The 13,406-nt window shown below is 65.7% G+C and carries 17 protein-coding genes; 6 read left to right on the top strand and 11 right to left on the bottom strand.

The features are described 5' to 3' along the window. Nucleotides 1–23: 23 nt before the first annotated feature. Complete coding sequence (gene ypfJ / locus IFU11_RS09020) at nucleotides 24–911, bottom strand: KPN_02809 family neutral zinc metallopeptidase (RefSeq protein ID WP_192018719.1); 888 nt, start codon at nucleotides 909–911, stop codon at nucleotides 24–26. A 164-nt stretch (nucleotides 912–1,075) separates the two neighbouring features. Here ypfJ and IFU11_RS09025 point away from each other — a divergent pair, with 164 nt between their 5' ends. The 4 genes from IFU11_RS09025 (at nucleotide 1,076) to IFU11_RS09040 (ending at nucleotide 3,597) form a co-directional block, all read left to right on the top strand. Beyond that, nucleotides 1,076–1,399 carry a hypothetical protein gene (locus IFU11_RS09025; protein WP_192018720.1) on the top strand — a complete coding sequence of 108 codons (324 nt, stop codon included), beginning with the start codon at nucleotides 1,076–1,078 and terminating at the stop codon, nucleotides 1,397–1,399. A 308-nt stretch (nucleotides 1,400–1,707) separates the two neighbouring features. Further along, nucleotides 1,708–2,046: a hypothetical protein gene (locus IFU11_RS09030; RefSeq protein ID WP_192018721.1), complete on the top strand. Its 339-nt coding sequence runs from the start codon at nucleotides 1,708–1,710 to the stop codon at nucleotides 2,044–2,046. 554 nt (nucleotides 2,047–2,600) lie between these two features. Further along, the gene (locus IFU11_RS09035; RefSeq protein WP_192018722.1) at nucleotides 2,601–2,960 is read left to right on the top strand and encodes a hypothetical protein; all 360 of its coding nucleotides are present in this window, start codon (nucleotides 2,601–2,603) and stop codon (nucleotides 2,958–2,960) included. A 160-nt stretch (nucleotides 2,961–3,120) separates the two neighbouring features. After that, entirely contained in the window at nucleotides 3,121–3,597 is a 477-nt protein-coding gene (locus tag IFU11_RS09040; protein ID WP_192018723.1) for a hypothetical protein, read from the top strand. Here the strand turns inward: IFU11_RS09040 and IFU11_RS09045 are convergent. From IFU11_RS09045 to IFU11_RS09090, 10 genes are all read right to left on the bottom strand, one after another. Continuing rightward, entirely contained in the window at nucleotides 3,594–6,299 is a 2,706-nt protein-coding gene (locus IFU11_RS09045) for a phage tail tape measure protein (RefSeq protein WP_192018724.1), read from the bottom strand. The genes IFU11_RS09040 and IFU11_RS09045 overlap by 4 nt on opposite strands. A 369-nt stretch (nucleotides 6,300–6,668) precedes the next feature. After that, complete coding sequence (locus IFU11_RS09050; RefSeq protein WP_192018725.1) at nucleotides 6,669–6,920, bottom strand: hypothetical protein; 252 nt, start codon at nucleotides 6,918–6,920, stop codon at nucleotides 6,669–6,671. Nucleotides 6,921–6,922: 2 nt separating this feature from the next. Next, nucleotides 6,923–7,879: a hypothetical protein gene (locus tag IFU11_RS09055; RefSeq protein WP_192018726.1), complete on the bottom strand. Its 957-nt coding sequence runs from the start codon at nucleotides 7,877–7,879 to the stop codon at nucleotides 6,923–6,925. After that, a complete protein-coding gene (locus IFU11_RS09060; protein ID WP_192018727.1) occupies nucleotides 7,876–8,055 on the bottom strand; it encodes a hypothetical protein in 180 nt (59 codons plus the stop codon). The genes IFU11_RS09055 and IFU11_RS09060 overlap by 4 nt, the downstream gene beginning before the upstream one ends. Before the next feature lie 36 nt (nucleotides 8,056–8,091). After that, the gene (locus tag IFU11_RS09065) at nucleotides 8,092–8,586 is read right to left on the bottom strand and encodes a hypothetical protein (protein WP_192018728.1); all 495 of its coding nucleotides are present in this window, start codon (nucleotides 8,584–8,586) and stop codon (nucleotides 8,092–8,094) included. A gap of 25 nt (nucleotides 8,587–8,611) precedes the next feature. Beyond that, the gene (locus IFU11_RS09070; RefSeq protein WP_192018729.1) at nucleotides 8,612–9,433 is read right to left on the bottom strand and encodes a hypothetical protein; all 822 of its coding nucleotides are present in this window, start codon (nucleotides 9,431–9,433) and stop codon (nucleotides 8,612–8,614) included. Further along, nucleotides 9,430–9,723, bottom strand: a complete 294-nt coding sequence (locus IFU11_RS09075) for a hypothetical protein (protein ID WP_192018730.1) — start codon at nucleotides 9,721–9,723, stop codon at nucleotides 9,430–9,432. The genes IFU11_RS09070 and IFU11_RS09075 overlap by 4 nt, the downstream gene beginning before the upstream one ends. Then, nucleotides 9,720–10,937: a tyrosine-type recombinase/integrase gene (locus IFU11_RS09080; protein WP_192018731.1), complete on the bottom strand. Its 1,218-nt coding sequence runs from the start codon at nucleotides 10,935–10,937 to the stop codon at nucleotides 9,720–9,722. The genes IFU11_RS09075 and IFU11_RS09080 overlap by 4 nt, the downstream gene beginning before the upstream one ends. After that, on the bottom strand, nucleotides 10,934–11,383 hold the full coding sequence (locus tag IFU11_RS09085) for a hypothetical protein (protein WP_192018732.1): 450 nt from the start codon (nucleotides 11,381–11,383) through the stop codon (nucleotides 10,934–10,936). The genes IFU11_RS09080 and IFU11_RS09085 overlap by 4 nt, the downstream gene beginning before the upstream one ends. Next, nucleotides 11,380–11,577, bottom strand: a complete 198-nt coding sequence (locus IFU11_RS09090; RefSeq protein ID WP_192018733.1) for a helix-turn-helix domain-containing protein — start codon at nucleotides 11,575–11,577, stop codon at nucleotides 11,380–11,382. Before IFU11_RS09090 ends, IFU11_RS09085 begins: the two co-directional genes overlap by 4 nt. A gap of 98 nt (nucleotides 11,578–11,675) precedes the next feature. Between IFU11_RS09090 and IFU11_RS09095 the strand changes: the two genes are divergently transcribed. Then, a complete protein-coding gene (locus IFU11_RS09095) occupies nucleotides 11,676–12,221 on the top strand; it encodes a hypothetical protein (protein ID WP_192018734.1) in 546 nt (181 codons plus the stop codon). Continuing rightward, nucleotides 12,214–13,323 carry a tyrosine-type recombinase/integrase gene (locus tag IFU11_RS09100; protein ID WP_192018735.1) on the top strand — a complete coding sequence of 370 codons (1,110 nt, stop codon included), beginning with the start codon at nucleotides 12,214–12,216 and terminating at the stop codon, nucleotides 13,321–13,323. The genes IFU11_RS09095 and IFU11_RS09100 overlap by 8 nt, the downstream gene beginning before the upstream one ends. The last annotated feature ends 83 nt before the right edge of the window (nucleotides 13,324–13,406 follow it).

The raw sequence follows: 13,406 nt of genomic DNA on the forward strand, positions 1-13,406 counted from the left end.
GACCATTCGGGACCCCTCGCGGGCTAGAGCTGGTCGGCGGACACCGAGAAGGTGTCGCACGCGGACGGACCGGACTGGTAGCCGGTCATGAACCAGCGCTGCCGCTGCTCGGCGGAGCCGTGGGTCCACGCCTCGGGGTTCACCTGGCCGTTCGCGGCCTCCTGGATGCGGTCGTCACCGACGGCGGCCGCGGCGCTCAGGGCGTCGTCGATCTCCTGCTGGGTCACGGGCTTCAGGAAGGCGACCCCCTTCGCGTCCTCGGTGTCGGACGCCGCGGCGACCCATGCTCCGGCGAAGCAGTCGGCCTGCACTTCGATCCGGACGGAGTCGGAGGCCGGGCCCGTACCACTGCGGTCGGCGCGATCCATGATGCCGGTGAGCGCCTGGATGTGGTGACCCCACTCGTGGGCGACGACGTACATCTCGGCGAGCGGTCCGCCCGAGGCACCGAAGCGGTCGCGCAGTTCGGCGTAGAAGCTGGTGTCGATGTAGATGGTCTGGTCCGGCGGGCAGTAGAACGGGCCGGTGGCGCTCGTGGCGGCGCCGCAACCCGTGTTCGTCTGCTGGTCGAAGATGATGAAGTCCGCCGGCGAGGTGTAGTCGACGCCGAGCGCGGGCAGCTCCTCGGCCCAGTAGGCGTCGAGCGACGAGTAGGCACCGCCCATGCGGCAGTCGACGTTCGCGTTCGCGTCGGCACCGGTCTGGCACTCGTCGGAGAGCTGGCTCTCTTCCTGCTGGCCCCCGCCGATGCCGCCGCCGCCGAGGATGCCCGAGACGTCGACCCCGAGGAACTGCGAGATGAGGGCGATCACGATGACGCCGACCGCGCCGCCACCGACGGCGATGCCGGTCGTGCGGCCCCGTCGCTTGACCTTGTTCCCGCTGATGTCGGCGTTGTCGTTGAACGTCATAGGTGTTGTAGGCGACTCGCGCCCGCCTCCGTATCCCCTGATTCCATGCGGTTCTCGCTGTTGGCCAGTGTAGGGCGGTTTAGCCTTTTCTAGAGGCGCTTGCGGACTCACTGCGGACCTGATGAGGGCGTTACAGAACCCGAAAGCTCTGGCATACTCGCCCTATGACCGACAACGCACCACAAGAACTTCAGCTTCCTGTTCAGTGGGTCTTCGACCAGATGAGCCTCCCGGTTAGCGCCAACCAATTGTTGCTCCAGCAGGGGCCACCAGTCGGGGACAAACCCTTCGACGGCTACTACGTCATGGTGGGGCATCTGCAGCCGCCCGTCATTACGGCGGAGAGCCGCCCCGAAGACTTCGTGGGTCAGGTGCTTCCTGTTGTCCCGATCACGCGCTTCCACGTCTCACGAGACCGTCTCGTGGAGTTCCGCGACTTGATCACGACGTTCCTCGACGGCACGGATCCGGAACTCATCGGGTCATGAAATTCGCGACGACCGCGACAACGCTCGTCCTCGCCGCCGGAATCGGGCTGTCAGGCGCAACAGTCACTGTGCCAGAGCGTCCCGCACGAAACGAGCCTCACGCAGCGACAGACACGGTGCGGTTCCTAGCGTCCGCGATGGCAACGCCGGCGCGAATGGCGGTGACCGAAGCCTCTAGCAACTCTCAGGGTCATACGGCTAGGATCCAACCGACGGCCCTGTCATCTCGCGCTAGCGCGCTTGAGATGACGACAGCGGTTGACACACTCGCAGATGCGCCTGCGGCGTCCCCAACAGGAGGTGACTACTTGACTACCCGATTCCAAGAGATCTCGGTCCTGCACGACGGGTGGCTCGGGCCGGGATCCTTGGCGCCTCGAACAGACCAGGTCGCAGACCTGGTTCAGATCCAGAGCGCTTTCGAGCCGATCTGCGACACTGTTTCGGTTGCGCCGGCAGGGGACGGCAGCATCATGATCGAGTGGGTTCGAGGCAACGTCGAATACACCGCTTCACTCGAGTACACAGGTTCGCTCGTGCTGTCTACCGAGCAGCTTGATGCTCCTTCGTCAGCTCACGAAGACGAGGTCGAGTACAGTCTCGACGCCCTCCTCACTTTCGTGCAGAACGGCGCAAGGGTTGCCTGACGCGGACATCTTGCCGCTCACCGGAACGGATGAGCTGCTTCTACGCCAGGTCCATCCCTTGCAGCTCACCAACGGAGTTCCAAACAGCGCGGCATTCAAGCCGTACAACTCAGATCCGACGCGCCTGTCGACCCGACGCGAGCACATCGGTGCAGAGCGAGCGCATGCAGAGTGGATAGCCACGCCTCACGAGTCCGCAGGGACTTGGGCAGTGTCCGTGAACGAAGCCGAGTCCGATACGTTCACCGTCTACGACGACTCAGCCCAAGACGGAGTACCAGAGGGACATGCCTCCATCGACTTCGAGACTTGTGAACTGACAACCACTCGCGGAGCGAAGGCGCTGAAGCGCCATGCGGAGAAGCGCGGGCGGCTCTATCCTCCAGAAGAAGGCGCCCCGGCTGAATGAGGCCGGCTGGCCGAAGGCGAACGTCGTCCTCCCGCGCCAACAGCAGATCTGGGACGAACTCCTCGCCGGCCGTTCCCAACAGGGTCACGGAGGTCGTCCGTAGTCGAGTCGGCGCCCCCTCGCTAAGCTCGTTGCCAACCAACCAATGGAGGTCAAGTTGCGCGACTGCAGCGTCCAGAACTGCGGCAGGACCGCAACCGAGATCGTGGCAACGAACGTCGAGGGCAGCCCTTACACGGAGACTGTAACCTGCCCGGAGCACGCTCTAGAGATTCGAGCAGGCGCCGCGTTCATCGTCGGCGAGAAGCAGGAGCTTGTCATGGGTGACAATCTCCCGCTCGAATTGGTCACGTACCGCGTCAAGTTCGACCCGCACGGTCTCATCTTCACCCTGTCACTCGGCCGCGGTCCGGAAGTGCAACAGGTCGTCCAGTTCCGCACCGGCTCAGACTTCCGCTTCGGAGAACCCGGGGATCTCTTCGCCGGCCCCACCGACGAGTCATAGTGAAGACGGTCCCCTGCGGACAGTGCACCGAACCGATGGAGCTCGCGGCGAAGCCACGCGAGCAGTGGGGTGCCATAGCCGACTACCGCAGCCATGAGGAGTGGCGCTGCCCGAACGGACACACCCGAGAGGTGACCGACAGCGAGGATCGCTGGTTCGAGTGAGCGCGCTCCCTGACACGTTCGATGCGACGATCGCCGGCATGCGCTCGATCGTCGATGAGCTGCAGAACCAGGGGCACCCGGAAGGGCTGTGGTTGGTCGGTACCTTCGCGTTCTGGGCTGTGAGCTTGGACGACGGGCTGCGGTGCCTACGAGGGAATGCCTACGGTGCCGAACGGGAAGCTGATCCCGATGGGTCGGTCATGGCCGGCATTCGCCTGGCGCGCAACGCGGTCAGTCACGGTCAGGTGGTGTGCGCGGCGCCGCGCGGGCTCTCGATCCCGTTCGCGATCCCGTTCATGATCGGTGCGTGGAAGTGGCTGCAGCGGGACGAGATCGCAGGGTGGGCGCCGAGGGCGAATGCCTACCTGCCGCGGCAGCAGCAGGTGTACGACGAGCGTCTCGCCGGCCGCTTCCTTGTCGAACCGCTGGCTGACGCGCTCCGATGGTTCGAGCACTGCGGCCCTTCGTCCTAGTTGCGGCGAGCCTTGAGCCTCCGCGACGCCTCGAAGACCTGATCGGGCAAGGAACGTCCTGGCAGGGGGGTCAGCTGGAAGGTCGGTGAGTACGTGTCTCCCTCGCGAATGTGGGTGACGGGCGCCTGCTGCGCGTGGTGGCCGTAGAGCGGCGCGCCTGCGTAGAGCGGCCGTGAGGGTAGGTCTGGTGCGGTGAGTGCGCTGACAGGTCCTCCGTCGGCGAACCCGTACATGATGCCGCCGTCGTGCATGAAGTCGAGCGCCCGGCGGTTCTCAGGGTGCGCCAGGGTCTCCTTCGTGGAAACGAATTCGTCGGCGTGCACAATGCCGCGCGGCACGAACTTGTCTCCGGGGCCGGTGTATCCGCCATAGGCGTACTCCTGCCCCGGCAGGACAGGCGTGTTGACACCGGTCACCGTCGCCGAGATGCGGATACCCTCTGCGGCCTTCCGCTGCACGAACGCGATCGTGTCAGCCAGGGCGGAGATCTTGTTCTGCGCATCCGCAGTATCAGCGATCATCGTGAACTCGCGCTCAGTGGGGATCGCATAGATCTTGTCGGTGAGCAGCTGAGCGGCGTCCGCGTTCCCGGTCAGGGCGAGCGCTCGGTCGTACACGGCCTGACGCCCTGCCTCGAGCGTGGCCTTGTAGTTCGCAGTGTTGCCGTCGAGATCGAATTGAGCTTTGGCTGCGTCCTGTGACTTCGACGCGAGGTCGAGCAGCAGATCGGAGTTGTCACGACCGGCCTGTGTGCTGAGGTCGAGTGTCGCCGCGTAGCCTTCAGTGCCCTCGGCAATCAGACGGATCTGCTCGTCAGCCGCGGCCAGGGCCTCCTGGTAGTCGCTGTTCGCCGAGATCGCGTCCTGGTTGACGCCGTTCGCCTCGTTGACCGTGTCGATGAGTTGCATGAGCTTGCCCTGCAGATCGTCGACAGCGTTGCCTGCATCGAGGTAAGCGTCGGCGGCATCCTGCGTCGAGGTTGCTGCGCCGTCTGGCGCTTCCTGCTGGTCCTTGAAGTTCTTCTGACTGGTTTCGAGTTGCCCGGACAGATCGCGGACGTTCTGCGACGCGATCCCAGCGCGGATGCCGACGCCTGAGAAGAACGACGCCACGGTGTTGTTCTTGCCGAGCTTCGCCTCCACGTCGTCGAGTGCTTTGCCGCCCTCGATCACGGCGTCGGTGAGCTCCTTCTGGGAGATGCCGGCTTCCTTCGCCGCCTCGTACGCACCGGCATCAGCGAGCTTCTTGGCGACGAGCTCACGCGTGTACCCAGTGAGCGCGCCCGTCGTCTTGTCGAGAGAGTCCTGGAACTCGGAGGCGTTGGCCGTTGCCTCCGCCTGGCGGGAGGCCCACAGCGAGAACGCAACGATGCCGAGACCGAGTGCGCCGGCGGTGAGGCCAATCCCTCGAGCGGCCGAAGCGCCGCTGATGTTCAACGCGATGAGCGCTGCTTTGAATTCGGCGATCTTGGGCACGGCAAGGAGGGCAGCTCCGCCGGCGACGCCGATGACCGCCACGAGAGCTCCGAGCACGAGGGCGGTGGCGAGCACAGGCTCTGGGAGGTCCCCGAATGCGGTGACGGCGCCTGTGGCGCTCTGCACGATTGCGCGGAGCGCGTCGTTGGCCGGCGATCCCGTCCGGATCAGAGCTGTGTCGAATGCGCCTCCGAGTGCCTCGACGTCGCCGGACAGATTGTCGAGCCTGATCGCGGCTTGCTCGGCGGCGTAGCCCTGGTCGTTGACCTTGTCGGTCCAGTCCGAGATCCCGTCGGCGCCCTCGGAGTACAGCACGGTGGCGGCGCGGACGGCGTCCGATCCGAAGATGGTCGCCATGGCGGCGTTGCGCTGCTCGGGCGTGAGGTCCTTGAGCGCGTTTTGAAGGTTGCCGGCGAACTCAGACAAGCCGATGAAGTTGCCCTGAGCGTCGTAGGCGCTGATGCCGAGCTCGCGCATCTTCGCTTCTGCTTCGGCGGACTGCGGAGTGAGTCGCTGCAGCATGGATTTGAACGAGGTGCCGGCGTCGGATCCGAGGAGGCCCTGTGACGCGAAGGCAGCGAGGGCGGCCGTTGTCTCGTCGATTGAGAGGCCGGTCTGGTTCGCAACCTGAGCGGACTGGTTGAGCGCAGCGGACAGGTCGGTGACATCACCCATCGCCTTGCCTGCGCCAGCTGCCAGGAGGTCAGCGACGTGCGACATGTCGGTGCCGCGGAGGTTGAAGGTCTTGAGCGCGACAGCGGCGATACCTGCCGCCTCCGCGACGCCAAGTCCGCCGGCGGCCGCGAGGTCGAGGGCGCCGTCGAGCCCGCCGGCAAGGATGTCCTGAGTCGAAACACCGGCCTTACCGAGCTCCTCAATCGCGTTGGCTGCCTCGGTCGCGGAGAAGACAGTCCGGGCGCCGGCATCGAGCGCCGCTTCGCGCAGCAGGGCCATGTTGTCGGCGGACTCACGCGTGCCTGCTTGGACGAGCGACATGGCCTGGTCGAACTCGACAAACTTGGCGATCGCCATACCGACGCCGACTGCAGCGACCGTGCCGATAGCAAGCATCGAGCTACCGAGAACGTCGAACGCCCGCCCGCGCTGCGCCATGCGTTCAGCCTCGGTACCGGCCTCTCGCGTGACGCGCGCTGCGCGCTCCATGCCTTGCATGTAATCGTTGACCTGGGCAACGAGAGTAACTCTGAGAAGACGTTCGTCGGACACGGCGGAGCCATTCGCTAATCCGCCGGGATCGACACGCGGTCCAGGGTTGTATCAACCCCGCCGCGTCTTGCGGGGACAGATTAACAGGTGCCGCAGACAACGGAGTCGATGACGCGATCGCGCTGTCATCGGAACCCCATGACGCGGCCTGAAAACATGTTTGATTTCGGAAAACCTCCGCCTCACCTCCCCGGCGGTCCGCCGGCAGAGGGGCCCCAGGGGGCCTCCCCCCACCCCCTCGGCCGGTCGGCTGGGGTGGGGAGAGGCGGGAGGTGACCGGTTCGGCTGTCTGCGCCTCGCTGCCGCCGCTGGGCGGGTGTGCACGAGTGTGGAGCTGTCGTGCACAGTGCGGAGGCAGCAGCGGGGCGCTCAGTCAGCGAGCAGGGAGTGGATGCGCGCCTTCTTCAGCGCGTTCACGTTGTTGTCGTTGGCTTCGGCTCGTGCGAGCTGGGTGTCTGCCTCGACGTACGCTGCGCCGGTACCGGCAGCACGAGACAGTCGGGCGTGGATCTCGGCGGCCGCTTGTTCGAGATCCATGGAGGGTACGAGCGTGGGCTGGTCGAGTCGAGCGAGGTACGCCGTGACGCGGGCCGCGTGCTCTGAGGGTGTCAGTGTAGGCATGGTTACTCCTGGTCGGTGTCGAATGATGGCAGGGAAAGGGTGATGCACTTGATGCCTGAGCCCTCGAAGTAGGCGCGGCGAGAGGCGTGCGCCTGCTTGAGGGACGCTCTACTGGCGGGCTTGCGCACGATGTCGGAGAGGAGGTTGTGGCGCTCCTGCAGCTGTGCCAGGTCGGGCACCCATGGGTGCATTTCCGTGGCGATGAGACGGAGATAGGCGCCCCGGTCCACATCGTCGGGCCAGGTACGGACGTCTCGTCGTTCAGGAACCTTCGGGGCGCTGCGCAGCCAGTCCAGCCACATCTTCCCGCCCGTCCCCAGTTCGGCACCGCCCCGCGCCTTGGTCGCTCGCCAGTCCAGTACCTGGCTCTCGCGGTCGAAGGCGTCGCGCAGATATCCGGACAGCTCGAACGCGGGCCGAAGCTCTTCTCCGTCCTCGTACAGCTTGAGCGTGAAGGATCGCTGCAGGTCCCGGATTTCCTCGTAGGCGTGGACGCACGCCAGGAGCTGTCGCCACGCACTCGACGCACTCGGACCGGAAGCAGTCGCCCCCTCTGCGGAGATGATCGACCCAAGCTGCTTGTCGAGCTGCCGCACCGTCGAGACGAGCCGAGTCAGTTCGGCGTTGAGGAAATGAAGCGGCCCTGCGAGTTCATCCGCCGTGTAGACGTCGCTGCGGGATGCGGCGAGCGCCGCGGAGGTGCGGTGTTCGGATCTGAGGTCGTTGATGAGGTCGAGGCGGAGTTGCCCGTTTCTCGCCTCCTGGGCGCGGTCTTGAATGGCGGCCCAGAGTTCGTCGATGGGCGCTCCGGCTTTCAGGAGCTCTTGGTACCGATCGAATGCGCCGCCGATGGGGATGTTCTGTGCTTCGGCGCTGAGTTCGTGGAAGCGGCGCTGGGTGGCTCTCGTGGACTGTTCGCGTTTCGGGAGAAGGGCGTGGGCGTGGTCGGTGATGGTCATCGTTCAGCCTTTCGGGGGTGGGTTCGGTCGAAGAGGTCGCGGCCGCCGGCTACGGTCTTGGGGGCGTCCGGGTCGATGTTGGTGCGGTCGTTTGGCTTGTCGTTCACGTGGTCGTTGCTGGTGTCGCGGTTGCCTCGGCCTCGGTTGAAGCGGTCGGCGCCGTCTTTGACAGTCATGGGGTGCCTTTCGTGTGTAGGGCGGTGGATGCTGGGTCAATGAGTGCTGGGTGGTGTTCCTCCCTGCGCGGCGGCGATCGCGCGAGCCAGGTCGTCCCGCAGGCGTCGGACAGACGACGGGCCGAAGCGCGACTGATGGGTCATGACATGCCCGATCGCGAGCTGCAGGCCGACGGCCGCGGTCTCTGCGACACTCAGGGTGCCGAGAGTGGATTCGATCTCGCCGGCATCGCGCTCGAGCGACGCGATCGTGAGGCGGGTCGCGAGGACCACATGCTGCGGCGCCCGGTCCGCGGCGTGCTGCGCGAGGTTACGCCGCAGCACCGTTGTTGCGGCATCGGTACTGCGGCCGGCCTGCAGTTCAATCAGGGTGCCGTAGAGCGCGGCGAGCGCCGTGACGATCTCACGTAGCTGCGGGTCGAGGTCGCGGGCGTCGATGAGCGCGTTCAGCGCTGTGAGGCGCTTCAAAGGTGCTTCGGCGAGATCAAGCACCAGGCGCAGCGCGGCGGCGTACGCGGTCGGGGCGCTCATGCGGCGTCTTCTCGATTTGAAATGGTCATGCGGGTACTCCTGTCGCGTTGTTGAGCCATCGTTTGCCGGCGTCTGAAAGATGGGTTGCGTCGGCGGGGTCGAGCTCACCGGTGATCTTCTGTCTCTCGGCCTCCCCGTGTAGCTCGTTGATCGCAACGTCCGCTTGCTCGCGCGTCCACGTGTTCCAGAGGTCGAGCGTGTCGTCCGACGGAGCTTCATGCGTCGTCGTGATGTAGAGATCTCGGAGGTAGTCGAGCTGCTTCTCGGAGACACCACGTTTGGAGCTAGGCTGCGGCGATCGCCGACGGTGATCTTTACGCTCTGCGGGAGCTTTACTGCCGTCAGGCTTTCGCTCTGAGCCGACAATCTGTAGACCGCGCGCGTCCTTCGTCGTCGTCGCTTTCCTGGTGCCTGGTCCTGGTCCTGGTCCTGGTCCTACGTCACCGTCTCCGTAACGCGTTACGTCACCGTCTCCGTAACGCGTCGACGAGTCCTCTTTCTCGGCTTGGCTCTTGCGCCAGGCTGACTGGCGATCTCGCGCCATCTTGCGCTTCCGTTCGACCTCCTCGGCCGATGTCTGCCCGGCAGCTCCGGTCCAGTCGTCGATCAGGTACCCGCCCCCGTCAACGCGTCGCCACAGGCCGGCATCCACGAGCTCGTCAGCTGCGACAGGATCGAACGGGTACGGCATCGAGATCAACGCCAGCGTGTGTGCAGGGATCAGGCCGTCGGTTCCTTGCTCGTTCCCGTACATCAGCGCGCGCGTGTAGAGGTGCCATGCTTCACGAGACAGGCTGAGTATGTGAGGTTGGAACAACCACTGACCTCGCAGTCGTGCGTCTGTCATTCGGGCCTTCCTGCCTCGCGCACGAAACGACGAGCCTCAGCGAAGGTCGGAATGCGGCGAGCGCCGTCAACCCTCGCCGTAGTGTCGGGGTTGTCCGATGACGCCCCTGTGGCGATCGCGCGCAGCGCGGCCGCGAGCTCCAACGCCTCATGAGGGAACAGGATCAGCTCTCCGCCCGGGAAGCTGAGCTGCACGGTCGCCGCCGCCGCGTCTTGAGGAAGCGGCGCAGCCTCGACGACCAGATACCCGCCCGCAAAGCGCGCGTCAACGGTCCGCGGCGTGACCGTCATGCTGCGACCGCCTCGACGAGGTAACGAAGCTCAGCGGACGTCGAGTGGACGTATCGCTGGGTCGTCGCCGCTGAGGCGTGTCCGAGCAGCTGCTGGACGGCGAACGTGTCCTTGTTGATGGCGTAGGCACGGGTAGCGAACCGGTGGCGGAGCGAGTGCATCGACACCTTCGGCGGGAGCAGGTTCGCGATCTTCTTGCCGAGGTGCTGGGGGCTCACGTGACCGTTGCACTGGCCGGGAAACACGTAGCCAGGTCCCCTGGAGCGGAGGGCCGTGGCGAGGGAGAACGGGAGGGGCAGCACCCGGATCTTGCGCCCCTTGCCGTGGACGCGCAGCGCCCAGTCGTCTTCCTTGCCGATGACGTCGGCGACGTGGATGACGGCCACTTCAGCGCGACGCAACCCAAGTTCGGCGGCGAGCTGCAGCATCAGCCGCTCGTCCGGGTCCGCTTTCGCCATGGCAGACGCCAGAGCCTCATCCGAGCACGGCATGCGAGTCTGGACCCCTCCGCGCGGTGCCCGGAGCTTCTTGGCCGGGTTCTTCCTCGACAGGCCGGCACGCTTCATCCAGCCGCACACTGACTGGAACGCGTCATAGTTGAGGCGCTGGTACTCCGGCGACCAGTGAGGCGCCTGCGGGGCGATCCACGATGTGATGTCGTCGACGGTCATCGAGGTCAGGTCCAGGTTGGGGTTACCTCGAGCGAACCGTCGGAAGACGACGCCCTCGCGGATATCGATTGTGCTGTCGGAGATCCCGGCGGCGCGCATGTCCTTGCGGTACCGCTTCCCCAGCTTCTCCGCCTGCGGTGTCGTCGGCAGCTTCCGCAGCCGGCCCGAGGGCGTCTCGGTCGGGTTCTCGTCCACCTTTCGTGTGCGCTTCGCCCACGCGCCCCACCCACGGATCGCCGACAGCTGAGTCCGGTCGGTGTTCGCGGTGATCTCACCGGCCGCGACGCGCGCATGCATTGTCTCCGCGTAGGCCGCGAAGTGCGCCGGCTCCGAGTCGTAGGGATCCACGGGCAACTGCAACAGGTACCGCCGGAGGTACTTCACGCGCACGTCCGCCGACGCCGTCGATGGCTCGCCGGTCCGCGAAGTGGCGCGCGACGCAGCGATGCAGTGCGCGTGATAGAGCTGGCAGGTGTCCTCGATCTTCCGGCACCGGTCGGCGGCTTGCTCCGGCCCGAGCTCAGCCAAGGTCTCCGCGGTCATGCGATCACCGACAGGCGCCACGACGCCGGCAGAACGATCGATGCGGCGAGCGCGGCAGCACGTGATGGGACCACCGGGGAACCACTGGCGGGGTCGAGATCCTCGCGCTCGAGGTGGCGGCGGTAGACCGGCGCAGCGAAGGTGATCGATCCATCGTCGCGGGGTGCCTCGTGGACGACGATGCACCCCGCGCTCGTGATGTCGGCGGTGTGGTCGCGGAACGGAGCACCGCCGGCATTTGCCGGGTACCAGCCGAACAATGGCGACTCGTGCTCAGGTTCGCCGCACCACTCGAAGAGGTGGCATCGGCCCTTGTCGGTGTCGGGGGCGAGTGAGAGAATGCCCATGGTTGCGTTATGACCTTTCGTGATCCATGCCGCCGGGCCTGTTGATGCAGGTGCCGGCGGCTTCTTGTTTTGGGGTGCGGCGAGCGCCGCGCACTTCATGCACTGAGCGTCGGGGATTGCCCGTCAGCGAAGCTCCGCTCGAGGTACTCGTCGACATCTTCTTGGCGGAAAAAGACTCGGCCGGCAATGCGCGCGCTCTTCGGCCCGGTGCCCTGATTGCGCATCCACCTGATCTGGCCAGGGGTGCGGCGGAGGATCTCCGCGACCTCATCAACGGTGAGGAGCTTGGTCATCGGCTCGCCTTTCTAGTATGTGGGTATTAGATGAGCTAGTTGCAGTTAAACACAGCGCCTGCTGTTGTGCAATAGGGATTTCTAGTACCGTCGTACTCGTGAATGATCGAGATGCCACCATCGGCCGCAATCTGGCGGCACTGAGGGGCGACATGCCCCAGAAGACCCTGGCCGACCTGATGCGCGAGGCTGGCTGGAAATGGTCCCAAGCGACTGTGTGGAGCGTCGAGAAGGGTGAACGTCCTCTGAAGCTTGCGGAGGCGGAGTACCTCACGACGAACATCTTCAACACGCAACCCTTCGCTCTGCTCGGGCAGGAGTGGGAGTCGCTCGTGCAGTCTTCACTCAACGAGCTGACCCGCAGTCGAGTAGAGCTGTCCGAGGTGGTCACGCGATACGTCACGGCCCAACGAATGCTCGCGGCGCGCCTGGACATGAGCTCCGACGAGGACGCTCCTGCCGCTCGCGGCAAGATCCCCGACCATCAGGTCGCGGTCGCCTCGAAGTACTTGGCCGAGTCACCGCAGGAAGCCGCGCGAGCCATCGTTCAGCAGATCTTGAGCCAGAAGGCGGAGCTGTGGGAGACCATCGACGCGGATGGACAGGCTCTAGATGGCCTGCGGGAGACTCTGCGGAATGGCTAGCTTCAAGAAGATCCGGGACGGCGTCTGGCGGGCGCGCTATCGGGACCCCGATGGCAAGGAGCACGCCCGGCACTTCCACAGCGAGAGCGCCGCCCGCGACTTCGTGGCGGAGATCCACGTCTCCCTCAAGCGCGGAACGTACGTCGACCCGAAGGCCGGCCGCACAACGGTCGCAGAGTTCTTCGAGGAGTGGGCGGCACGGCAGCTATGGGCCCATGGCACCGAGAAGGCGATGCGACTCGCGATGAAGCACTGCAGCTTCCAGAACGTCGAACTCGGCAAGGTGCGGCGGTCGCACGTCGAGACGTGGGTCAAGCAGATGACCGTCAAGCCGCTGGCAGTTGGGACGATCAAAACCCGCTTCAACAACGTGCATGCGGTCATGCGCGGCGCCGTCCGCGACCGGATGCTCGTCGTCGATCCCATGGACGGGGTGCAACTCCCCCGTGCCCGCAAGCTCGAGCACACGATGAGCCTCCCCACGCCCGCAGAACTGCACACGCTCCTCGAGTCCGTCGACGAGCGATTGCAGATGATGGTCGAGCTGTGCGCGTTCGCAGGTCTCCGGCTCGGCGAGGCGATCGCGGTCCAGGCCGGTGACTTCGACTTCCTCCGTCGCACCCTCTTCGTGCAGCGCCAGGTCATCCACCGCCGCGGCCACGCCGGCGAGATCACTCCCCCGAAGTACGGCTCAGAGCGGCTCGTGTTCGTCCCGGACGCGCTGCTGCACCGGATCAGTCGGAGGATCAGCGAGACAGGCACTCACGGCCCGCAGGCGTGGCTGTTCGCCGGCCGCTACGACTTGCCACCGCACCCGGGGACGATGAGCCGACTCTGGCGCGACGCCGTGGAAGATGCGGGGCTGCCGCCGTATCACGTGCACGATCTGCGGCACTTCTACGCGTCCGGACTCATCGCTGCCGGCTGCGACGTGGTCACCGTGCAGCGCGCGCTCGGACACGCGAAACCGACGACGACGCTCAACACCTACGCGCACCTCTGGCCGACGGCCGAGGACCGCACCCGGAAGGCCGCGGCAGGCCTCGTGGAGAGCGTTACGGGAGCGTTTGCGGACTCAGCTGCGGACTCGTCGACCGCATAGCCAGTGTTTCAGCGGGCTACAGCCCAATTACGAGCGTTGTCGTTGAACGTCATGTCGGCACCCTATCGCGCAGCGCGAGGTGA

The organism is Plantibacter sp. CFBP 8804, assembly GCF_014841225.1.
Lineage (GTDB): Bacteria > Actinomycetota > Actinomycetes > Actinomycetales > Microbacteriaceae > Plantibacter > Plantibacter auratus.